The sequence below is a fragment of the Nocardia mangyaensis genome (assembly GCF_001886715.1).
GTDB classification, from domain to species: Bacteria; Actinomycetota; Actinomycetes; order Mycobacteriales; family Mycobacteriaceae; genus Nocardia; species Nocardia mangyaensis.
In genome coordinates this window covers 169,840-193,122 of sequence record NZ_CP018082.1, presented here as the reverse complement: position 1 = coordinate 193,122, position 23,283 = coordinate 169,840, and the positions used below count along the sequence as shown (strand labels likewise).

Sequence of the window (23,283 nt, the reverse complement as noted above, 5' to 3'; positions counted from 1 at the left end):
CAGGTTCGATGGCTAGCATCAACCCCCGTGCGACCGGACCGATCTGAACGAGCGTTCAACCGATACCGCCTGATCGCCCTGCTCTGTGGGCTGCTCGGGTTCGTGCTTGCCCTGTTGGCGCCGCTGTTGCCGGTGCGCCAGGACCGCGCGAGCCTGGAGTGGCCGCAGCCCGGCGCGACCAGTGTCGAGGCACCGCTGGTGTCGTATGTGCCGCAGCAGCTGGACGCCCAGCTGCCGTGTTCGATGCTGAGCGGGTTGCCCGGGGCCGAGGACGCGCAGACGACCACCCTGCTCACCACGATCCCGGTCGAGTCGGGGCAGACCGCGCGCGGTCTGAGCGTGACCGCGCGCGACGGGGTGCTCGCGGTGCAGGCGCGCGATGTGCCGATGCTGTCCGCGCCGATCGCCGAGATCGCCGACTGCGAGCGCATCGACATCGTCTCGACCATCGAGGCGACGACCGTCGAGTTCGTCGGCACCACCCGCGAGGACGGGACGCCGTTCCGCAACACCGTCACCGTGGACAAACGACCGCAGATCGTGGGCGTGTTCACCGACCTCGACGAGGCCGCGCTCACCGGCGCCCGGCTGCACGCCGACATCGACTCCCGGTTCACCTCGACGCCGACGCCGTGGAAGCTGGCGGCGATGATCGCGGCCGCGGTGTTCACGGTCATCGCGCTGATCGCGCTGCACCTGCTCGACACCTCCGACGGTCGCCGGGCCCGCCGGTTCCTGCCGCGGCACTGGTGGCGGGTCACCCCCACCGACGGTGTGGTGGTCGGCACGCTGCTGCTGTGGCATGTGATCGGCGCCAACACCTCCGATGACGGCTACATCCTGAACATGGCGCGCGCGTCGGGTCCGTCGGGCTACATGGCCAACTACTACCGCTGGTTCGGGGTGCCGGAGGCACCGTTCGGCTGGTCCTATGAACTGCTGGCCTGGATGACCAAGATCTCCGACGCCAGCCCGTGGATGCGCCTGCCCGCCCTGCTCGCCGGACTGGTCTGCTGGGCGGTGATCAGCCGGGAAGTGCTGCCGCGCCTCGGCGCTCGTGTGCGTCGCGACAAGGTGGCGCTGTGGACGGCCGGACTGGTGTTCCTCGCCTTCTGGCTGCCTTACGACAACGGCCTGCGCCCGGAACCACTGATCGCGGCGGGCGCGCTGCTCACCTGGTGCGCCATCGAGCGCGCCATCGCGACCGGACGACTGCTGCCCGCGGCGCTGGCGATTCTGATCGCCGCGTTCTCGCTGGCCGCCGGGCCGACCGGATTGATCTGTATCGCGGCGCTGATCGCCGGGACGCGCCCGGTCATGCAGATCATCATCAAGCGGGCACAGGGTGTGCTGCCACGCCAGATCGCCGCTGATCGAGCGGGATTCGGCGAGACGGATATCGCGTCCGGTGCGAATCGCCCAGCCGGGAAGGGCGTCGCGGCTGCCACAGACAGCGAATCCGAGACCGCCGACCTGGCCGGCACGGCCGCGGCTGGACAGCGACGCTCACTGGGCTCGACCATCTTCCGGTACGCCGCCCTGCTCGCCCCCGGTCTCGCCGCGGGCACGCTGGTGCTGATTGTCGTCTTCGCCGATCAGACCCTCGCCACCGTCATGGAGGCCACCCGCGTCCGCACCCTGGTCGGCCCCAACGTCGCCTGGTTCGACGAACGCACCCGCTGGGACTCGCTGTTCATGCTCTCCCCCGACGGCTCGCTCGCGCGCCGCTTCGGCGTGCTGGTGATGGTGCTGTGCCTGCTCGTGTGCATCCTGCAGGTCCTGCGCAAGGGCCGGATTCCGGGCACCTCGCGCGGCCCGTCGGTGCGCATCCTCGGCGTCGTGTTCGCGGCGATGCTGCTGATGATGTGGACGCCGACCAAGTGGACCCACCACTTCGGCGTCTACGCGGGCCTGGCGGGCTCGCTGGCGGCCCTGGCGGCGGTCGCGGTGGGCGTCAACGGTATTCGCGCACCACGCAATCGAGCGCTGTTCGCCGCGGCGGTGCTGTTCCTGCTGGCGATGACCTTCACCGGCTCCAACGGCTGGTGGTACGTCTCCAGCTACGGCGTGCCGTTCTGGGACAAGGCGCCGCTGATCGCCGGGAAGGGCGTGTCGACGCTGTTCCTCGCACTCAGCGTGCTCGCCCTGCTGCTCGCGCTCTACTTCCATCTGCGCGACCCCTATCGAAAGCCCACCCGCGCACCACGTTTCGACCGGTTCGCGACCATGCCGTTGACCATCGCGGCGGCGCTGCTCGTGCTGTTCGAGGTGGCGTCGATGGCCAAGGGCGCCATCACCCAGTACCCGGCCTACTCGATCGCGAAGTCGAACATCGAGGCGCTGCGCGGCAACACCTGTGCCATGGCCGATGACGTGCTGGTGGAGACGAATACGGCCGATTCCCTGCTCACCCCGTACGACGGTGCGCCCGGCGACGGGCTGGCCGCCGAATCCACCGGCTTCACCCCGAACGGCGTGGCCGACGATCTGACCGCCGACGCCGACGAAACCGTGGTCGGCGGGGCCAATTCGGTCGACAACGACTCGGCCAACAAGACCACCAACACCACCGGCGCGGGCACCGGCGGCGGTACCAGCGCCGAATCGGGCATCAACGGCAGCACCGTGGCGCTGCCGTTCGGTCTCGACCCCGCCCGCACGCCCGTCCTCGGCTCCTACCAGGACGGTGTGCAGCAGCAGGCCGGGCTGACTTCACAGTGGTACCGCGTCGACCTGTCCGACGCCGTGCGCGACGACCCGGCCTATCAGGCGCTGGTGGTCACCGCGGCGGGCCGCATCCGCTACATCGACACCGACGGCGTCGTGCACTACGGCCAGGAACTGCTGCTGGAATACGGCACCAGGGCCGCCGACGGCAGCGTCGAGGTGTCCGGGTCGATCATGCCGATGGACATCGGGCCCGCGCCGTCGTGGCGCAACCTGCGAGTGCCGATCGATCAGCTGCCCGCGGGCGTCGACGCGGTGCGCCTGGTCGCCGTCGACAACGACATCACCCAGCGGCAGTGGCTGGCGGTGACCCCGCCGCGGCTGCCGAGGCTGGCCACCCTCGACGCGGTCGTCGGCCGCACCGATCCGGTGCTGCTGGACTGGCACGTCGGCCTCGCCTTCCCCTGCCAGCGTCCGTTCGAGCACCACGACGGGGTCGCCGAGGCACCGCAGTGGCGGATTCTGCCCGACCGCGTCGGCTCCGACGCGTCCAACGCCTGGCAGGACGACATCGGCGGCGGCCCGCTCGGGTGGACAGGTCTGCTGTTGCGGGCCGAGACTGTCCCCACCTATCTCGATCGTGATCTCGGCCGGGACTGGGGCTCGCTGGAGCGCTTCACGCCCTACGAGTCCGCGCCGCCCGCGGAGATCTCGGTGAGTGTGATCGATCAGACAGGATGGGCGAAAGAGCCTGGCATACGGGCGAAGTAGGGACTGCGGCAGCGCAAGGGCAGTGGGCGGGCAGTTGCGCGTGCGCCGAATGAAAATGCCTGTGTCCGTTGAGATTTCAAGTTGATGAAGCACCTGTAAAGGAAGGGCCGAAGGCATTTCGCGGTCACGTTTGAGCACGTACCCTTGTGGGTATGACAGGAGCCTTCGATGACATGGATCTGCGAGATCTCGTCGAGCTGCTCAGCGACGACGAGAAGCAGGAACTACGACCGGCCGTGATGCGGGTGCTGGAAAGACTGCCTTCGCAAGAGGTATTACGCCGCGACCTCACCCGTCGCATGCTCAACGTTTGACTCCTGCACCCCATGACGGCCACAAGGGGCGGACCACCTGGGTGGTCCGCCCCTTCTACTGTCCGGGCCCGGCTCAGAACACCCGCAGGCGCCCCGGGCTCCACAGACCGCCGCGCGTCTCGGTCCCGGTCGTGAGCTGGGCGGGCTCGGCGTCGTAGTACTGGTCGTAGCGTTCCAGCGAACCCCAGTCGCGAGCCCAGTCATCCTTCAGGTAGGTCGGGATGGTGACCCGGCTCGCCAGCATCTGGGTGAAGCCGAGCGGGCCGCCGAACTCCTGGGCCTGCCACGTGTCGGTGGACGAGATCGCCAGCGGGCGGTCCGGCAGAATGCGGTAGTTCGGCACCTCGGCGACACCGTTGCGATGCGAGAACGGACGCTGGCACGGGAACTGCAGGCCGACGGCCCAGTCCAGCAGCACCGGCTGGTCGCGACCGATGAAGGTGTCGAGCGTCTGCAGCTTCGGCACCCGCGGCGGGGTGAACGCCAGCCACTGGTCACCGATCAGGATCGGGTCGTTGGCCACGATGCGCACCGCGTCGGCCTCGGCGGGGAGGTCGGCCAGCGGCACGCGCAGGTTGCGCCACGACGGGAACGGGCCGATGTCGCGGGGCAGGTAGCTACCCAGGGGGGTGACGCTGCCGTCGGGATCACGGGTGCCGTACTCGACCAGCAGCAGCTGACCGTAGGTGTCGTTGCCGGTGTCGGTCTTGGAGTGGATGCGGCCCGCCGCGCTGATCACGACCAGCGGCGAGTCCGCCGAGCGCTCCGGCAGTCCGTACCAGGCCGACTGCAGGTTCGCGGGCTGCTGCACGCCCTCCTGGTAGGAGCCGAGCACCGGCGTCTGCGCCGGATCGAGGCCGAATGGCAGGGCCACGGTCGACCCGTTGACGCCGAGCGCGCCCTCACCACCGCCGGTGCCCGCGCTCTCGCCCTCGGCGAAGGCGGCACCGACCGACTGGTTGCTGGTGTTGCCGGTACCCGGCTTCACCTCCACCGCGTCGGCGGACAGGTCGCCCGGCACCCCGTTGGGGCTGAAGCCCGCCGAGCCGCGACCGGCCAGCGGATCGTTCGGGTCGTCGAACGGGCGGGCCGGGTCGATGATCGGGTCCAGCCTGCCGCTGTTGGGATCGGGCTCGACCAGCACCTCGTTGGCCAGGCCACACGCGTTGCCGCCGAGCGCCTCGATATTGGAGCGGGCCAGCGAGTACGCGGGGTACTGCTGGGTCGCGCCCTTGACCATCGAGGCCACCTCGAGCGCCACCATCAGCCCGACGACGACCGTCAGCGGAATGGCGGCGAACTTGCGGATGCGCCTACCGCGCGCGGTCCGCACCGACGGCACCGGTTTCACATAGTCCTCGCGCAGCGCGTACCAGCCGACCAGGGCCAATGCCACGCCGAACAGGATCAGCATCACCGTGTTGGAGTGGATACCGCGCACCGAGATGACTTTGTCGAACCACGGCACGCCGTAGCTCGAGACGTACCAGTAGCCGTTGATCCCGGAGAACGACAGGGCGAGCACGAACAACAGTCCGGCCAGGAAGATCGCTCGGTTCTTGCGTGAGCGCAGCGCGCTCTGGGAGACGGCCACCGCCGTCACCGCGGCGAGCGCACCGGCGATGCCCGCGTACGCGCCGAAGTGGTGGGTCCACTTCGTCGGATTGAACATCATGAAGAAGATCGTTCCGAAGACCACGCCCATCAACCGCCAGGTCGGACCCGAGGCGATACCGGGCACCTGACGGCGGCGCAGCAGCACCAGCAGCGTGGTGAACAGGCACAGCAGCATCACCAGGAAGGCGAAGCGGCGGGCCAGTGAGCCGTCGACGGTCTCGACGAACATGTAGTAGTAGCGCAGGTAGTCCTCGTACCAGGCCAGATTCGGGCCGGTGGCCTGACGAACCCGGTTGGCCTCCTGGATGCCGGCGAAAGTCTGGTCGCCGAAGACCACGACAAGGACCAGCAGGCCCGCCGAGGCGATCGGCGCGAGCAGTGCCACGGTGCCGAACTGGCGATGACGCCGCACCACGATCCGCACCAGCGGCCGGATACCGGCCAGCAGCGCGGCGACACACATCAGGCCGGTGGGTGCCGCGGCCAGGGTGAAGGCCGCGATCAGGACCGCGATGCCCGCGGGCAGCAGCCTGCCGGTGGCGATGGCGCGTTCGATCGAGACCCAGGTCAGCAGCGCGCCGAGGGCGACGATCGGCTCCGAGCGCAGGCCGTTGTCGAACGGCAGCCAGAAGGCGAGGAACACCAGGCCACCGGTCCACAGCGCCACCTGGCTGCGCTTGACGGCGTTGCCGAGGCGCGGCACCACCTCGCGGCTGATCACCATCCAGCACAGGATCGCGCAGAACAGGGCGGGCAGACGCACCCACGCACTGGCCGTGGAGACCTCGGCGAACACCTGGATGACGTGGTAGTACCAGCCGAACGGCGCCTCCGGCACGCCATACCAGCGGAAGTAGTTGGCCATGTAGCCCGCCTCGGGGGCCACCCGCACCATCGAGAGGATGTAGCCGTCGTCGGAGGTGTTCGCGCCGACGAAGTGCCACACCAGCAGCGTGCCGATCACCGCGCCGTCGGCTCCGGTGGGCCGCAACCAGTTCCTCGGCAGGAACCGGCGGTGCCCACGCCCGTCGCTGCCGTCGAGCCGGGCCAGCGCGCCGAGCGCGAGCAGTGTGCACAGCACGGCCGCGATGATCGCGATCAGCTTGATCACCGAGGGGCTGGAGGTGAATCGCGAGTCGATCGTCGAGGTCAGCGACAGACCCTCGGGCACGTCACCGCGCAGATCGGTGAACACGCCGACGACCTGCGGGCGCAGGTCACCACCGAGCTCGCCCGCCACCGGGACCCGCACGGTTTCGACCGCACCCGGCTGACCCTCGATCGGACGCTCGATCTCCCTGGTCATGCCCTGGAACTCGGCCGTCGTGCGGTCGTGGTCGGAGCTGATCACGATCACCGAGCACTGATCCATCGCCGCGCGATCCGCCGAGGCGACCACCGCGTTGCGGTCGACCACGTCGACCGAGGTGTCGGAGACGCGGACGAACAGCGCCTCCAGCGCCGCGCGATCACCCTGTGGCGGCGCGGTCGCCAACAGCATGCCGCCCTGCTCGGGCAACTGCGCGACCGCGGCGCAGGGGATCGTCGCGTTCAGATCGATCGGCACCTGCGACATCAGCGGCGCATCGATGTTGCCGAGGCTGCCGTTCTGCGGCCAGCTCAGTTCCGCGGTGGTCTGATTGACCGGGAGAAACGGTGTGGCCACCGCGAACACGGCGCCGAGGATTCCGGCGATGATCGCGATCCATCGCGCGATCCGGAAGTCCTTCGCGGCAGCCACCGGTTCTGCGGGTGGCTTGGGGAGAACAGCTACGGCGTCTGGCACGGTTCGACATGGTATCCGCACCCAGGTCGTTGTGAGGGTCCGCACGCCATGCTGCCGGGCCGGACCCGCACCGCGATGTGAAGATTAAACGTTTCATTAAGCGTTCGACGCTCGCCGCCTGCAGGGAGCGAGAAGGGGATGACGCGCGCCCAGAGGTTTCGGCGTCATGCGAATCCGCTATCGATCGAGTTCCGGCCAGTGCGGTCGGGAATCAGGCGCGAACGACACAGGAGTTTTCCGATACTACCAGTGTGCAGCATGCATATAGATAAAAACCGAGGTAACCGTTACGCCTGGTAACGGTCGCGCATTTTAAATGCTGCTCGCTGTCGCGGCGGCCGAAACGCGACGGTTCCCGAATGAAATGGTAGGCGTGAACAACCCGCTGCAAAAATTGGCTGTTCGTATTCTTGAAACACGACAACTTCACATCCGAAGTTGTCGTTTCCCCAAGGAGTACACATGGACAGCAGCAGATTCTTCGCTCGCACCGCACTGGCCACGGCCGGCTGTGCGGTGGCCGCGGCGTCGTTCGGCATCGGCCCCGCCGCGGCCCAGGCCTCGACCACCGTCACGCCCGCGGGCGCGGCGGTGCAGGCCACCAACCAGGGCGTGGTCAAGGCCGTGGCGGGTGGTGTCACCATCACCTGCAACACCTCCACCGCGACCGGGGCGGTGCCCGCCGCGCCGGGCAACACCAACCCGAGCGGCCCGGTCACCGTGCCGATCAGCGCGCCCACCTTCACCGGCTGTTCCACCAGCATGTGGGGCGTGAGCGCGACGGTGACCACCAGCGGCAACTGGTCGATCACCGGGCAGAACGGGTCGCCGATCGCCGGGACGATCAACGTCCCGACCGGCGGCATGGTCATCCAGACCAGCGGGTTCGCCTCGTGCAAGGTGGTCGTCGCGCCCACCGCGCCGGCCGCGCTGGCGGGCACCTGGACCAACGGCACCCCGTCGACGGTCCAGGCCACCAACTCCCCGGCGCCCATCAAGGTGACCGGCAGCTTCGGTTGCCCGACCAGCGCCACCACCGGATCGGTGACCGGGACCTACCAGGTCACCAACACCACCACCCCGTCGGTGCCGATCACGGTCGGTCCCTGACAATTCCGGGGAGAAACTCGGAAATGAGGTGACGGGGCCATAAAAAGGAACCCGCGTGCGTCTCTCACTCGCACGCGGGTTCCGCCCCACATCGTAGGCAATATTCGCGCCGGGTGCCGCGCACGGGTACCCCGCGCGAAACACCCCGATGCGACGCGCCCGCCGGACCCCGGTCCCTTCCGGACCCCTCCCCTCCCTAGACTCGACCCCATGACCAAGGTGAATCTCGAAACCAACTACGGACCGATCGTGCTCGAGTTGGACGACCAGGCCGCGCCGAACACGGTCGCCAACTTCGTGAACTACGTGAACACCGGCCACTACAACGGCACCGTGTTCCACCGCGTCATCCCCGGTTTCATGGTGCAGGGCGGCGGGTTCGAGCCCGGCCTGAAGCAGAAGCCCACCCAGGCGCCGATCCAGAACGAGGCCACCAACGGCCTGAAGAACGACAAGTACACCGTCGCGATGGCCCGCACCAACGACCCGCACTCGGCCACCGCCCAGTTCTTCATCAACGTCTCCGACAACGCCTTCCTCAACCACTCGGCCCCCCAGGGCCAGGGCTGGGGCTACGCGGTGTTCGGCAAGGTCGCCGATGGCACCGAGGTCGTCGACAAGATCGCCGCCGTCACCACCGGCAGCGCGGGCCCCCACCAGGATGTCCCCGTCGACGACGTCATCATCGAATCCGCCACCGTGGCTTAATCTCTCGACGTCGACTGTGGGCCGTCACCCGCTTGGTGGCGGCCCACATTCAGATGCCGTGATCAGGCGGTGCGCGGTGGATGGCGCCGCCTGGACTGCTCGATCGCGGCGCGAAATCGCGGCTCGGCCTCGACGAAGGCGAATCGTTCGTCGTAGATGGGCCGGAATTTCACCGGCTCCTCCTGCTCGCCCACCAGCCGGCGAATCAGGATCGGGAGGAGGATCACCGCCGGGCAGAGCAACATCGAGAGCTCGATCGGCCACTGGTATCCGCGTCCACCGATCACCGCCATCAGGATGGCGGGAACCGCGATGATCGCCAGCACCGTCCACAGCGCTCGGGCGAGTCTACGATAGCGGATCGCGGCGTGCATGCACTGAGCGCAGACCGGCCAGTCACCGACGATGATCGTCGACACCGGCGCGGCTCGATTCCACTCCATCCTGGTGAAGTCCTCCCGCCGATCACCAGGCGAGGGCAGATGGAACCGGGGATGAGTCTGCGTCTCGTAGAAGATCGCCCGGAACGGGTGCCGATCAACCGCGGGCTCGCCGTGCCGACTGCACATGTTCGGCAGCGGTTCAGCGATCTCCAGTTCCAGCGGCGCCACGTGCAACTCGTACCCCCGCTTCTGCCAGTGCTGCGCGGTATCCGACAGCGGCTGTCGACACCTACGCAATCGAATGGTGGCGTCCCCGGGATTAGTCCATGGCCGCGGAGACAGATTCGGTTGGTACGTAAAGGAATTCCGCGGGTGCACTTGGATCGCGACTTCGCGGTTGGGTTGATAGTAGAACCGCGGTACTATGACTTGCTTTGTCACACAGTCACGCTGCCGGTCATTGCAGCCAGCCCTTGTTGCGCCGGTCCTGGTAGTAGAGGTCATCGTCGTCGGGCTCATCGGGCGTGACGATCCGATCGCGATTGGGCTTGCGCGTACCGGGGACGACCTTGGGCTCCTGCCCGACGTGAGCACTGGGCGCGGGCTCGCCCGAGGAAGGCTCCCCCGCCGGCATCGGCTCGGCCGACTCATCCGGTACCTCGTTGCGATACCGCTCCAGAATCGCCTCACCGGCGGCGGCCCACCGCTGCATCTCGTCGGCGGGCGTGTTCGCGACATCGGCAAGCGCTTTCGGCACAACAGCGTCGGACAGTCGCAGGAAGGCTTCGCTCTGTGCCAGGTCGCGCATACTCGCTTTGCCTTCGGCGATGTCACGAAACTGCTTCTGCAGACCCTTGTCGATATCGCTGTCGGCCAGGATCTTCAGCGCCTTGGCGAGATGCCTCGACATGCCGATATCGCCACCTGCGAGATCGAGCATCGGCTCGTTGTCGCGCTTCATGTCACACTCCGGGATGGTCGTAGGAGGACGATGCCAATTCGGGGACCTCCGCAGCCTGAATTGCCGATCCACCGGCGTGCAGGTAGCCCATCATCGCCTCCGCGCCGTTGACGATGTTTCCGATCATGCTGATGATTTGCACCACCTTCAGCGCCATGAAGGCGAGGATCGCTGCTTCGACCGCCTTCAGTGCGGCCACCGCCGGGGCACCGACCACACTGCTCGCCGCAGCTACCTGTGCCGCCCAGGTCACGACCAGCTGAATGACGAGATCGCCGAGATATTGCACTACGCCAGCGATACCGTTCGCCATGCCGTACGAGGCGAGGGCGAATTCGTCGAGCGCGTCGGCGACCTCGTTCATCGGGTCGATCTGACTGTCCAGAGCAGCCGTCAATTCGGAAAAGAAATCGCGCGCGCTGTCGGCCGCGTTGCCCTTCCACGAGTCCTCGACATTACTCATCGCAGTATCGATCGAATTGTGGTACGCGGTATTGTATTCGGTCAGGTTTCGAATCGCGCCTGCTGACTGCTGCAAAGCGGCCCAGTCGCCGGAGAGTTTGTTGGTAATGGTTCCGATGAGATCGGTTCCAGTAACTCCCTTGATGATCATATTCGCGTAGTATGTCAGACTGACACCGTTTCCTGCGATGATGAGCTCAACAAAGTCCGGGACGGGATCTGAGCTGGTGGGAGTGGTCAGCTTGTCGATCGGGTACGCACTGGGGTTGTAGGTGCTCAATTTGCTCGACATTTGTCAGCCCTCACTCGGAAACGTAGGTACGGTCGAGCGCTTCGGCCGAGGCGTTGTCGGTCTTTCGGTACATTTTTGCAGCATTGGTCAGCTCGGTGGACGACGAATCGGTGACCCGCCCCAGCCGCTCATAGTTCGCCTTCATGACGTCGCAGGCTGCCTGCAGCTGTTCCAGCACCGGAGTGATGATCTCGCCTCCGCTGCTCTGCACATCGAGCCACTCCGCCGAATAGGAGACCGCACGGGAATTGTCTTCGGCGATTTTCCACAGTCCCCGCGCCGCCAGATCGATATCATCTGGATCAACAGTGAAATTATATGAAGAAGCTTTTCGCACTATTCAGGTCCCACATTCGCTCGACGGGCCGCCGCCCTGGTCACTCCGTGCCGTTCGTCCACAACAGACGACTATCCATACTCTCTTGGACGCGCCCGCCACCCACATGGCTCCCATGCGTGATGTATGTCACTGAGCCCTTTCATCCTGTCGCTGGACCATGTTGCACCGCAGCATGACTGACCTGCGACTCGGGATGCGCACTGGCGAAGCCCCTGGTAAGAGCTGATTACCACACCGAATCGTCCACCAGAGGCTTCACTTGTTGTTTACCTTGCCGCGCTGCCGTTGTCATCTTCGACCCGACGCTTCGTCGCCGCGGTGATCCGCCGCCGTGTTGTTGTCCCGACGAGACGACTCGGCTCGTCAAGGCGATCGGAGCACTTCAGGACCCGCGAGCGTCAGGCCGCGGCGGCAGAATGAAAAGGCTCACTGAGCCGTACTCCACTGGAGGGGATTTCGGACCCCCATTGCCGTGTGACCATACTGGATTGAAATGTGCGTTTCAGGTTCTCCGAACGCATTGGCCGTGGCTTGTCCACGCGTACGTAACACTCCGGCGACAGCATTGTTCTGTGCGCGTTGCCCGTTCAATTGCTTCTTGCTCTCACAACGGGCTCGACGATGTACTCGACGTAGCGGGGAAGCAGAACACCCCGGTAGCGGACGTCCTCCGAAGGAGACTCCTGCCACCCCTGCCGTGGACTGTTGAACTGCCCGTACGGCTCTCCTGGGTACTGCGGCTGCGACCGAACCAGCGCCCCCTCCTCAACGCGACGGGTTCGGAACCCCTACGGTGACGGCACCGCCTGGCCGCCACAGGGAACCATTCGATGCCCACTCGCGTCAGGTATCTCACGTGCGGCAGGACTCGCTTCCGCCTTCACAACCGACCTTGCACTCGGATTGGAAGGTCGAAAACTCGGTAGTGAGCTCAACGATCTGGGGAAGATGAACGAGTGGTTCATGGCGGACGATACAAGCAACGATTCGCCCAACGGCGCCAATCCTTCCAGCCTCGACCTCCCTTGATCGGGAACCACGTCTGAGCCGCGGCTGGGACCGGGCCGTGATGAGGCACGGGAACTGGGGGTGGTCGACCGGTGGGCGGTAGGGTCAGGCCAGTCGATGAGATGCTGTGTCGAGGGAACCGGTTGGGGGCGTGGTGCGTCCAACTTGGTGAGTGGACGTGGTTTCGAGGAACTGGGGAGAGCTTGTGCGAAGCGCTGATCTGATGCGGACGGCTGTCGGGGCTGTCGTCGTCGCGGCTGTTGTCAGCGGTTGTGGTGGGGGTGAGTCCGGGTCGGCGCAGCCTACGACCACGACGCGGGATCTGGAGAAGATCATCGTGTTCAACGTGTGTAGTGAGTTGGGTGATGATGCGCTGTTGGAGGCGGGGCTGGATCCGGCGACGAAGCGGGTGCTGACAGATCCGCCGACGGGGGTGTCGACCTGGCGTGTATGCAATTGGAAGTCGCTCGACAATCGCTACGGGGTCGGCAGCCAACGTGTCGACGTCTTTTCCACCAGCCACACTCTCGCGGAGACTCGGGTCAAGGAGAGCGTCACTGATCTCCGCGACACCACTGTCGGCAACCGACCGGGACTGATTTTCCGGGAGAAGAACGACCCTGAGGCCTGCTATGTGGCCTTTGAAGCAGAACAGGGCATGTTCGAGGTAGCTGCTACGTGGTTGTCCGACGAAGACAACCGGACAGGTGACCAGTGCGATCTGGCGGCTCAGTACGCGGCTGCCCTCGAGCCGAATCTGCCAAAGTAGAGGGGGAGCAATGACAGACCAGGCGGCATACTGGCGAAATTTGAAGCAACAGGCGGTGTCCGGCAACTTTCGTATGGAGGAAGGCCTCGGCGAGTCCCTGCGCTCAGCGTGCGAACAGTACGTGATGGACCTCAAGGACCTGAAGCGCGATACAAATCGACTCGAGCATCTCTCGGGATGGGGTGGCCTCGAATCCGCCATCCTGCTCCGGCAAAAATTCGAAGCGAAAGCCGTTTCCGGCAGCGCCGACGACACCACCGACTCCGCCGCAGGCCGTCTCGCCCAACACATCGAGATCGCCCAGCTCATGCGCGACACCTTCGCTGCCGCGATCGGCAAGCTACAGGCCGTCGACGGCCAGAATGCCGGCGACATCGCCGCGAACGGGGAGGGGATCTGATGCCGCTGCCGTTGATCGCTGCCGCGGTGGTCGCTGTCGGCGCCGTAGCCGCCGAGGGCAAGGCCATCTACGACAACCAGAAGGCCGCCCACGACGACGCCACTGCCCGGGGTGAACTCGGCATCGCGGCCAACGATGCCGTGAGTGGCGATCGCGAGATCATCGAGTCCGAACGCGGACGGCTCGAATCGGGGTTCGACGGCACGTACGCGCAAGCTGTGCTGACCGGCAAACTGGAAGGCTTCTCCTCTCTTTCGCATCAGGCGATCTGGGATGCGTTGAACGGCACGGGAGGACAGCCGGGGGTGCTGGCCGCCGAGATCAATGCCGGCGCCGACGGTTGGCGGCGGCTGGTGTCCGGCATGTCCGACGCCGTGACCAGCTTTCGCACCAAGATCGATACCGCGATCAACGACGGCTGGGACGGCGCGGCCGCCAATGCCGCGATCGACGGGGTGCGCGGATACGCGACGGAGGCGGAGAAGCTGCCGACGACGTTCCAGATGGTCGCCAACGGCATCGACCTGATGGAAGGTGCGCTGCAGCAAGCCAAGATGGCGATCGACGAGCCCAAAGACGTGTCGTGGGACGAGAAGCTGCTCGGTGCGATCCCGTTCACCGACTGGCTCAAGGGCGAACAGTTCCGGGCCGACGAGGCCGAACGGGCCGCGCAGGAGATCCTGGAGCGCGTCTACAAGCCGCAGGCGGAGATCACCGATACCAAGACGCCGGTTCTCGCCGTCCCCAAGAACACGATCGGTGGCGACGGCCTCCCCAGCGATGGTCGCGGCCCCTTCACTGGTGGCGGTGGCACCACCGGTGGCTCCAACGGTTCCACCGGTGGCGGGGATCAGGGCACGCCACAGACGACCACTCCGCAGACGACGGCGGAGAATCCGGATGGCAACTCCGGTGACAACGCGCCTGGTGAAGACACCGACCCCGCGGCAACCACACCCGCCGCGACCACACCCGACACCGGGCAGACGACACCGGCCGCGACCACACCGGGCGCCACTGGCACCGGCACGCCGGGCGGCGGCATACCGGGCAGCGGCGGCGCGCCGGGTGGCGGCGGGGGAACAGCGGGCAGCGGATCTCCCGGACTGGGCGCGGGGGCGCACGCTCCGGGCGCGGGTCGCGGTCTGCCCGGTTCGCCGTCGACGGGCACGCCCGCGGCGGCGGCCGCGGGACGCGCGGGCGGCGCGGCTGGGCGCGGCATGTCCGGCATGCCGGGCATGATGGGTGGCGGCGGCCGCGGTGGGGGCAAGGATGACGAGAGCGAGCACAAGATCCCGGACTACCTGATCCAGGATCGGGAGAGCGAACTCATCGGCCAGCTCCCGCCGACCCTGCCGCCAGGCGGTGTGATCGGCGAATGAGCAACGAAACGCGCTGGCAACTGGACAGTCTCGGCTTCAGCATCGCCCTCGAGGCGAACGGTCGCGACCGGCTGCCCTACCCGTTGCGTTACCGCGCCGAATTCCCGGAAACCGCAGACGAGTACGCCCGCAGGCGAGCGCGCAGTGCGCAGAACCTGCAGCAGGTCTACGACGATTCCCTGCATCGCACGCTGGAAATCCTGTTGGAACCGCACGTACGGGTGGAGATCCAAGGGTTTCACGGACCGCGCCAAGCACAGACGATCGGCATCCATGTCGGGATCGCTGATGCCGAAGCCGTGGTCGCGGTGCAGTATTCGGAACGCGATCGGCGTGGCGGCGGGGACATAACCCTCAATCGCCATCCCGCAAGTTCGGTGGCGGCCGAAATCGTCGCCCTGCTCCCCCGCTGCCCCGGCGGTGGCGAACCACGCTTCGAAGGACGGCGCAGCGACCTCGACGCGGCCGTGCACGCGCGCCACCCCACCCGCCTGTCGCCCACCGAGAAACTCCAGCGCTTCCTGAAACGTCCCCGGACCGGCACCGGCGAGATCACCGTCTACCCCGGCTTCGAGATCGACGCCCGCCCCACCACCGACGGTTCGGCGTTCCTGTGGCTGGACTACCCCGACGACGGCCGCTACCTGATGCAACACCACGACACCGACAACTTCACCGTCATCCCCGGGCCGACCGAGGAGATCACCCGCCGACTGCAGGCCAGGATCGCCTCCATGTCCGAGCGAGTTCGACCGACCCGCTGACTTCCTCTGCTGGATTGGATTGGATCCAGCGGGTTTCAGGCCCGTCTCGATGATGTCTGGGAGGGTGCGCCATGACTGCCACAGTCCCCGCGTGGATGCGCGAGCAGATCACGACCCAGGAGTACGACTCCTGGTCAGCGGAGCAGTGCGCGGGTATTGAAATCGTGGACGGGATGGTCGCCGTGAGCCCCCGTGCGTCCAAGCGGCACAATCGGTTGGCTCGGATCCTGGCGAACGCTCTCGATGTCGCGGCCGGGCCGGAGTGGAATGCCGACACCGACTTCGACGTCCGGCTCCAGGATGTCCCGCTCACCAATCGGCGCCCCGATGTGGTGGTTTATCGTGCCGACACGATCGATGTCACGCCGACCCGTCCCGAGCATGTACTGCTGGTCGTCGAAGTCGTTTCACCTGGATCGGAGACCACCGATCGAATCGTCAAGGTGGATCAGTACGCCAAGGCGGGCATTGCCTTCTATTGGCGAGTCGAGCAGGCCGCGACCGGCCTCCCGCTGATCTATACCTACGTCCTCGACCCCGCCACCGGGCTGTACCGGACCGGTGAGATGTTCACGGGTGCGATCGAGGCATCCGCACCCTTCCCCGTGGAGATCGACCTCGGCAAGATCTGAATCTCACGCCGCCATGTCTACAGCGGGAAGACGTGGTGTTTGCGGGGGTTGCGGTGCAGTTTCTTGTCCTGGAGCAACTTCAGGGCTCGGCGGATTTCGAGGCGGGTGGTCGAGGGTTCGATGACGGCGTCGATGTAGCCGCGTTCGGCCGCGATCCAAGGGGTGGCCATGGTGGCGTTGTAGAAGTCGATGAGTTGCTGGCGGACCGCGGGGCGCTGGTCTTCGGGGGCGGCGGCGATCTGGGCGGCGCCGATGAGGCTCACCGCGCTTTCGGCGCCCATGACGGCGATGCGGGCGGTGGGCCAGGCGAGGTTGATGTCGGCGCCGAGTTGTTTGGAGCCCATGACCGCGTAGCCGCCGCCGTAGGACTTGCGGACCACCAGGGTGATCTTGGGGACCGAAGCCTCGACGAAGGAGAACAGGAAGCGGCCGCCGCGCTTGATGACGCCGATCTTCTCCTGCTCGACACCGGGCAGGAAGCCGGGGGTGTCGACGACGAAGATCAGCGGGATCTCGAACGCGTCGCACAGGCGCACGAAATGCGAACCCTTGTCGGAGGCCCGGGCATCGAGGGCTCCGGCCGACACCATCGGCTGATTGGCGACCACGCCCACGGCGCGACCGTCGACGCGGGCGAAGCCGGTGATGATGTTGGTGCCCGACTCGGCGCTGATCTCCTTGAACTCACCGTCGTCGAAGATGCGCAGCAGCACGTCGTGCATGTCGTAGCCCGCGTTGTCGGCATCGGGGATGATGCCGTCGAGCTCGCGGTCGGACTCGGTGATCTCCGGTTCCATCCCGGGGTTCACGATCGGCGGCAGTTCCTGGCAGCTGGTCGGCATGTAGCTCAGGTACTCGCGCACCCAGGTGAACGCGGCTTCCTCGTCCTTGGCGACATGGTGGATGTTGCCGTACTGGGCCTGGGTGCGGGCGCCGCCGAGTTCCTCGAGGCTCACGTCCTCGCCGGTGACCTCTTTGATCACCTTCGGGCCGGTGACGAACATGTGCGCCGACTCGATCGCGACCACCACATCGGTGTTGATCGGCTGATACACCGCGCCGCCCGCGCAGTTGCCGAGGATCATCGAGACCAGCGGGACCATGCCGGACAGCGGCTCGACGGCCAGCGCCATGTTGGCGTACCAGGCGAGTGAGCTCACCGCCTCCTGCACGCGGGCACCGCCGGAATCGTTGATGCCGACCAGCGGCACGCCGACCTTCGAGGCGTACTGCATGATCCCGCACAGCTTGCGCCCGAAGGCCTCACCGACCGAACCGCCGTAGACGGTCTGGTCGTGGGAGAACACCGCCACCGGTCGGCCGTCGACCAGGCCGTGCCCGACCACTACGCCGTCGCCGTAGAGCGCGGTCGGGTCGCCGGGCTTGCGAACCAGCGCACCGATCTCGACGAACGTACCCGGATCCATCAGCATGTCGATCCGGGCCCGAGCACTCGGGATCCCCTTGCGCGCCCGCTTCTCTATCCCCTTGATACCCGCGGGTTCTTTGGAAAGGTCGAGCCGGTGGTGCAGATCCGCGAGTTTCTCGGCGGTGGTGCTCACTTATCTCCCTTCGGCGGAGATCCTCGTGAGCTTCGCGGCAAGGTCGGCACCGATCTGGCCGATACGCGGCTCATCGACGATCTGCAGGTGGTCGCCCGGGATGTGGACGACTTCGAGATTCGAGACATATTCGTTCCAACCGCCATTGGGCTTGCGGTCGGCGAAGCGGGGCTCGAGTTCGATCGCCCCGTCGTGGTAGCGATCGGCCAGGTAGAGCACGACATCACCGTCGTACTTGCGCGGCTGCACCTGTGCCAGTGCGCGGTTCTCGATCCATGAAGTGCGCTGGTGTTCGAGCACACCGCCGGGGATCTTCGCGCCGGAGAGCTTGATCAGGTCGCTGATCATCGAGAACTGCTCGGCGTCACTGGCAGCGGCAAGTTCTTCGATCTGGCCGCGATCGAGCTCGGCGGGAACGTTGTAGGTTTTCTTCGCGAAAGCCTGGTAACGCTCGAGGCGGCGGACTCGCTCCTCGGGGCTGTTGTCCTCGTCTTCGACGGTCATCGCGAGGTCGATCAGGCCGACGTAGCGCACGTCGGCGCCTTCCTCACGCAGCAACTGGCCGACCTGCATCGCGAGCACCGCGCCCAGCGACCAGCCGTACAGCACGTACGGGCCGCCACCTTGGATTTTGCGCAGCTCGGGCAGGTACTGCCGGGCACGTTCCTCGATGGAACCGTCGACGCGCTCGATGCCGTACATCGGGGTGTCGGCAGGCAGGCGCTTGAGCAGCGGCTCATAGACCAGCGTGTTGCCGCCCGCGGGGTGGAAGACGAACACCGGGGTGGCGTCGGACCCTTCCGAACGAGCACGGAGCGGACGGACGAACCCGTCCACATCGGCACCACTGTCCTGCAGCTGACGGACCACATCGGCGAGCTGCTCGATGGTCTCACCGTCGAGAACATCGTCGACCGTCACCTCTGCGCCCACCCGCTCGGTGAGCCGGGCCGCCAGCTTCTCGGCGACCTCCTCTTCGAGGATCGGGAGGGTGTTGAAGATGCCGCCGGGCGAGGTGCCCGTGACGACAGCCCAGCTGGCATAGGTGAGACGCTCGGCGGCGTCACGCGGCGGAACATTGTCCTCGTCACCCGCCGGGGCCGAGTAGTCCACATCGGGGATCGCCTGCGCGGCTGCGCCGTTCACAACCGGCGCGGACTCGGCAGCGGAGGTTGCCGTGGCGGCGTCCGCAGCACCTGCCCCGGCTCCCGCCGCGATCGGCTCGGCCTCGCCGGCTTCACCTGCCGAAGCGGCATCCGAAACCGTTTCAGCGGCAGTGGTATCCGAAGCCTGCCCGGCAGCCTCCGACGGCAGCTCGGCACCCGCCTTCTTCGCGGCGGCCAGCGGATCGTCACCCGCGGCGATCGCGGCCCGCGCGGCCTCGACGAAGTTCGCGTCGACACCCAGCTCGACATCCTCACCCGCGGCCTTGGCGGCAGCCTGCTTCTCCGCCATCGCCGCGACCTCGTCACGATGCTCGATGGCGTAGCGCAGCACCTTCGACACCTCGTTGAGGCTGGCATCGCGCACGGCGGAGACCTGCAGCTGCGGGATGTCGAACTCGTATTCGACGCGGTTCTTGATGCGCATCGCCATCAGGGAGTCGAGACCGAGTTCCATCAGCGGGATTTCCATCGGGAGGTCCTCGACGGCGTAGCCCATGGATTCGGCGACGATGACGCACAGTCGCTGCTCGACGGTTTCGCCGGTGTCGGGGTTCCAGCGGTCGCTGGTGGCGACGGCGAGCTCGGCGGCGGTCGGCGCGGCGGCGGTGTCGGTGATCGGAACGGCGACGGCGGCAATGGGTTCGGGCAGGGCGGCACCGGAGGTGACGACCGCGTCGAACAGCAGCGCGAAGCCGACCGGGGACTTGGCGTGCACCTGCACCGAGGCACCACCGAGGTGCGGGGTGAGGGTGGTGGTCAGCGTGCCGGTGCTCGGCAGCGCGCCGTGCGGGTGCGAGACCGCCACGGTGACATCGGAGAGCACCTGGGCGGCAGCGGCTTTCACCAGCGCGGCCAGATCGGTGACCGAGGACGCCTGGACCTCCCAGGCGTGGCGGCCGTCGGGCATGGCGACGTGCGCGCCGGGCACGCGGGAGTTGCCGCCCGAGGAGATCTTGGCCTTGGGCCAGTACTCCTTGCGCACGAACGAGGTCCGCGGCACGTCGGCGTAATCGCCCTGCGGCAGCAGCGAACTCAGGTTCACGGCGTGGCCGTGCACGTAGAGCTGGGCGAGCGCGCCGATGACACCGGCGGACTCGTCTTCCTTGCGCTTGAGCGTCGGAATCAGCTGCGCGTCGTGCACGCCCGCCGCGAAGGTGGTGCCGAGAACCTGCATCAGCGCGACGGAATTGGGTGCCAGCTCGAGGAAGGTGGTGTGCCCGGAATCGACGGCGGCCTTCACCGCGTTGGTGAAGTACACGCTGTGGCGCATGTTCTTCACCCAGTAGGGCTCGTCGTGGATCGGGTCGGAGCCGGGCTTGAAGAACAGGCCCTCGTGCACGGTCGAGTACAGGCCCACCTTCAGCGAGGTCGGCTCGATGCCGGCCAGTTCGGCGGCGAGTTCGCCCAGCAGCGGGTCCATCTGCGAGGTGTGGCCCGCGCCGCGGGTGGGCAGGATGCGGGCGAACTTGCCCATGCCCTCGACCTCGGCGACGATCTGCTCGACCTGCTCGCGCGGGCCGCCGATCACGGTGTTGGTCGGCGCGGCGTACACCGCGACCTCCACATCCGGGAACTTCGGCAGCAGCTGCGCCACATCGTGGGCGCTGAGCTCGACGAGCGCCATGTTGCGCACATCGTCGTCGGTGATCATCTGCTCGCCCTCGCCCATCAGGCGCGAGCGGGCGCAGATCACGCGCACCGCGTCTTCGAGGCTCAGGCCACCGGCGATGTAGGCGCCCGCGACCTCGCCCATCGAATGACCCACCACCGCAGCGGGTTCGGCGCCGTGCGCGCGCAGCAGCGCGGCCAGGCCCAGCTGGGTGGTGAAGATGCCGACCTGGCAGGTGCCGACGTCGTAGTCCTGCTCGTCGTCGAGGAACATCTCGCGGATCGAGTAGCCCGCCTCGTCCTGCACCAGCTCGTCGACCTGGTCGACGGTCTTGCGGAAGATCGAGTTCTCGTTGTACAGCTGCTTGGACATCTTGCGGTGCTGCGCGCCGAAGCCACACATCACCCACACCGGCGCGGCGGCGGCCGGGGAATCGGCGGTGAACACGCCGGCGCCGGGCTTACCCTCGGCAATGGCGCGCAGACCGGCGACGGCCTCGGAGTGTGTCTTGGCCAGCACCACACCGCGCGAACGCTGGTGGCTGCGCTTGGCCAGCGCGCGGGCGACGTCGGTGAGCGGCACGTCCTTGCCGGGGCCCTCGAGCCAGTCGGCCAGCTCGGTGGCGGCGCGCTTGCGGCGCGAGGGCAGGTAGGCCGAGACCGGCAGGATCACCGGCAGCGGCTCGGCGCGCTCGCCGTCCCACTCGAGCACGGGCGCCGCGGCCACCTCGGTGATGGCGGTGGCCTCGGCGACCACGTCGGTGGTCTCCTCGCCGTCGAAGAGCTCGGCCTCGGCCACCTGCTCGGCGGTGACCTCGGGAACCTGGTCGGGCACGACACTGGGCACGTATTCCTGCAGGACCACGTGCGCGTTGGTGCCGCCGAAACCGAAGCCGGAGATGCCGACGGTGGCGACGCCGCTGTAGCGGGGGTACTCGGTGGGCTCGGCGACGACCTCGAGGTTGGCCTGCTCGAACGGGATGTAGGGGCTCGGGCCCGCGTAGTTGATGTTCGGCGGAATCACGTTGTGCTGGAACGACATCAGCACCTTGGCGAGGCTGGCGACACCCGCACCGGATTCGAGGTGGCCGAAGTTGGTCTTGGCGGAGCCGAGCAGGGCGGGCTTGTCGGCCTCGCGGCCGCGACCGACGACGCGGGCCAGCGCCTCGGCTTCGATCGGATCGCCGATCGGGGTGCCGGTGCCGTGGGCCTCGATGTAGTCGACCGTGGAGGGCCGGATGCCCGCGTCACGGTAGGCGGCACGCAGGACATCGGCCTGGGCCTCCGGGTTCGGCGCGAACAGGCCGTTGGAGCGGCCGTCGGAGTTCACCGCGGAACCCTTGATCACGCCGAGGATGTTGTCACCGTCGCGCTCGGCGTCGGTCAGGCGCTTGAGCACGACCAGTCCGGCGCCCTCCGAACGGACCATGCCGTCGGCATCGGCGGAGAACGCCTTGATGTGCCCGTCCTTGGCGACCGCGCCGTTCTGGTCGAAACCGAGAGTGATGACGGGCGCCAGGATCATGTTCACGCCACCGGCGAGCGCCACATCGGCCTCGCCCTGACGCAGCGCGCGCACCGCCTGGTGCACGGCGACGATGGTCGACGAGCAGGCGGTATCGACGGTGATCGACGGGCCACGGAAGTCGAAGAAGTAGGAGACGCGGTTGGCGATGACGCCGGTCGACGCGCCGAGCAGGGCGTATCCCTCCGCCGACACCGGCAGGCTCGGATCGCGATCGCCCAGCCCCAGGGAGGCGATCAGCTGGAAATCACTGGTGGACGAGCCGACGAACACGCCGACCTGCTCGCCCTTGAGCTCACTGGCCGGAATGCGCGCGTGCTCGAGCGCCTCCCAGGTGAGCTCCATCATCAGCCGCTGCTGCGGGTCGACCCGCTCGACCTCGATCGGGGACATGGCGAAGAACTCGGCGTCGAAGCCCTTGACGACGTCCTGGTCCAGGTAGCCGCCCAGGGTGTTGCCCGCCTCGATGGCCTGCGCCACCGACGGGTCGCCGCGGAACTCGTCCCAGCGGCCCTCGGGCAGCTCACGGATCGCGTCACCGCGACCGATGAGGAACTCCCAGGTCGACTCGGGCGTGGTGCCCGCACCCGGCAGCCGGGTCGACAGGCCGACCACGGCGATGTCGTGCGCCTCGCTCGGCGTGTACGCGGCGGTGTAGTCCTCGGACTCCTCCGACGGCAGCTCCGGCTCACCATGGACGATGATCTCCGCCAGCGACCCGATCGTCGGATGCTGATAGATCACCGTCGGCGCCAGCGTGACCCCCGCGTAGTCCTCGATGTCCCCACCGAGCGCGAGCGCATCGCGCGAGGCCAGCCCGAACTCCTCCATCGGCCGGTCGACGGTGATCGCCTCGATCGACTGCCCGGTCGCCTCGGCGACCCACTTACGCAGCCAGTCGCGCACCTCGGCGACCGAGAGCTCACCGCTCGGCGCGGGCGTGCCCTCGTTGTCATTCTGGGAGCCGTCGTTATTTGCCATCAATTCCTCAAGCTACCTGTCTGCGTACGGGGCGCGCCGTGGAATGACGCCCGGCATGCGTGTCATGCCGGGCGT

General features: G+C 67.1%; 16 protein-coding genes. 9 read left to right on the top strand and 7 right to left on the bottom strand.

The window, feature by feature from the left end:
* The first annotated feature begins 27 nt into the window (after positions 1-27).
* A complete protein-coding gene (locus tag BOX37_RS00845; protein ID WP_071925781.1) occupies positions 28-3,438 on the top strand; it encodes an arabinosyltransferase domain-containing protein in 3,411 nt (1,136 codons plus the stop codon).
* Between the two features lie 152 nt (positions 3,439-3,590).
* On the top strand, positions 3,591-3,752 hold the full coding sequence (locus tag BOX37_RS33600) for a hypothetical protein (RefSeq protein WP_156910224.1): 162 nt from the start codon (positions 3,591-3,593) through the stop codon (positions 3,750-3,752).
* A gap of 73 nt (positions 3,753-3,825) precedes the next feature.
* On the opposite strand, the gene BOX37_RS00840 is transcribed toward BOX37_RS33600, so the two are convergent.
* Positions 3,826-7,155, bottom strand: coding sequence for an arabinosyltransferase domain-containing protein (locus BOX37_RS00840; RefSeq protein ID WP_071925780.1), 3,330 nt, complete (start codon positions 7,153-7,155; stop codon positions 3,826-3,828).
* A gap of 462 nt (positions 7,156-7,617) precedes the next feature.
* Here BOX37_RS00840 and BOX37_RS00835 point away from each other — a divergent pair, with 462 nt between their 5' ends.
* Entirely contained in the window at positions 7,618-8,265 is a 648-nt protein-coding gene (locus tag BOX37_RS00835) for a hypothetical protein (protein WP_071925779.1), read from the top strand.
* A 210-nt stretch (positions 8,266-8,475) separates the two neighbouring features.
* Positions 8,476-8,973 (top strand): peptidylprolyl isomerase, encoded by a 498-nt coding sequence (locus BOX37_RS00830; RefSeq protein WP_071925778.1) that lies wholly within the window; start codon positions 8,476-8,478, stop codon positions 8,971-8,973.
* 62 nt (positions 8,974-9,035) lie between these two features.
* Here the strand turns inward: BOX37_RS00830 and BOX37_RS00825 are convergent, their stop codons facing one another.
* The 4 genes from BOX37_RS00825 to BOX37_RS00810 all read right to left on the bottom strand — a co-directional run bounded on the left by BOX37_RS00825 (position 9,036) and on the right by BOX37_RS00810 (position 11,408).
* A complete protein-coding gene (locus BOX37_RS00825; protein WP_167659882.1) occupies positions 9,036-9,584 on the bottom strand; it encodes a hypothetical protein in 549 nt (182 codons plus the stop codon).
* 229 nt (positions 9,585-9,813) lie between these two features.
* A complete protein-coding gene (locus tag BOX37_RS00820; protein WP_071925776.1) occupies positions 9,814-10,317 on the bottom strand; it encodes a hypothetical protein in 504 nt (167 codons plus the stop codon).
* Position 10,318: 1 nt separating this feature from the next.
* The gene (locus BOX37_RS00815; RefSeq protein WP_167659881.1) at positions 10,319-11,059 is read right to left on the bottom strand and encodes a WXG100 family type VII secretion target; all 741 of its coding nucleotides are present in this window, start codon (positions 11,057-11,059) and stop codon (positions 10,319-10,321) included.
* Between the two features lie 22 nt (positions 11,060-11,081).
* Positions 11,082-11,408 carry a type VII secretion target gene (locus BOX37_RS00810; protein WP_071925774.1) on the bottom strand — a complete coding sequence of 109 codons (327 nt, stop codon included), beginning with the start codon at positions 11,406-11,408 and terminating at the stop codon, positions 11,082-11,084.
* 1,216 nt (positions 11,409-12,624) lie between these two features.
* Between BOX37_RS00810 and BOX37_RS00805 the strand changes: the two genes are divergently transcribed.
* From BOX37_RS00805 to BOX37_RS00785, 5 genes are all read left to right on the top strand, one after another.
* Positions 12,625-13,188, top strand: a complete 564-nt coding sequence (locus tag BOX37_RS00805; protein WP_156910222.1) for a DUF3558 domain-containing protein — start codon at positions 12,625-12,627, stop codon at positions 13,186-13,188.
* Positions 13,189-13,198: 10 nt separating this feature from the next.
* Complete coding sequence (locus tag BOX37_RS00800) at positions 13,199-13,588, top strand: hypothetical protein (RefSeq protein WP_071925772.1); 390 nt, start codon at positions 13,199-13,201, stop codon at positions 13,586-13,588.
* Positions 13,588-14,970 (top strand): PPE domain-containing protein, encoded by a 1,383-nt coding sequence (locus BOX37_RS00795; RefSeq protein ID WP_071925771.1) that lies wholly within the window; start codon positions 13,588-13,590, stop codon positions 14,968-14,970. Before BOX37_RS00800 ends, BOX37_RS00795 begins: the two co-directional genes overlap by 1 nt.
* On the top strand, positions 14,967-15,734 hold the full coding sequence (locus BOX37_RS00790) for an ESX secretion-associated protein EspG (protein ID WP_071925770.1): 768 nt from the start codon (positions 14,967-14,969) through the stop codon (positions 15,732-15,734). Before BOX37_RS00795 ends, BOX37_RS00790 begins: the two co-directional genes overlap by 4 nt.
* Positions 15,735-15,805: 71 nt before the next feature.
* Positions 15,806-16,366 (top strand): Uma2 family endonuclease, encoded by a 561-nt coding sequence (locus BOX37_RS00785; protein WP_071925769.1) that lies wholly within the window; start codon positions 15,806-15,808, stop codon positions 16,364-16,366.
* 17 nt (positions 16,367-16,383) lie between these two features.
* On the opposite strand, the gene BOX37_RS00780 is transcribed toward BOX37_RS00785, so the two are convergent.
* The gene (locus tag BOX37_RS00780) at positions 16,384-17,928 is read right to left on the bottom strand and encodes an acyl-CoA carboxylase subunit beta (protein WP_071925768.1); all 1,545 of its coding nucleotides are present in this window, start codon (positions 17,926-17,928) and stop codon (positions 16,384-16,386) included.
* Positions 17,929-23,208 carry a polyketide synthase Pks13 gene (gene pks13 / locus BOX37_RS00775; RefSeq protein WP_071925767.1) on the bottom strand — a complete coding sequence of 1,760 codons (5,280 nt, stop codon included), beginning with the start codon at positions 23,206-23,208 and terminating at the stop codon, positions 17,929-17,931. It abuts the gene before it with no gap.
* Between the last annotated feature and the right edge of the window lie 75 nt (positions 23,209-23,283).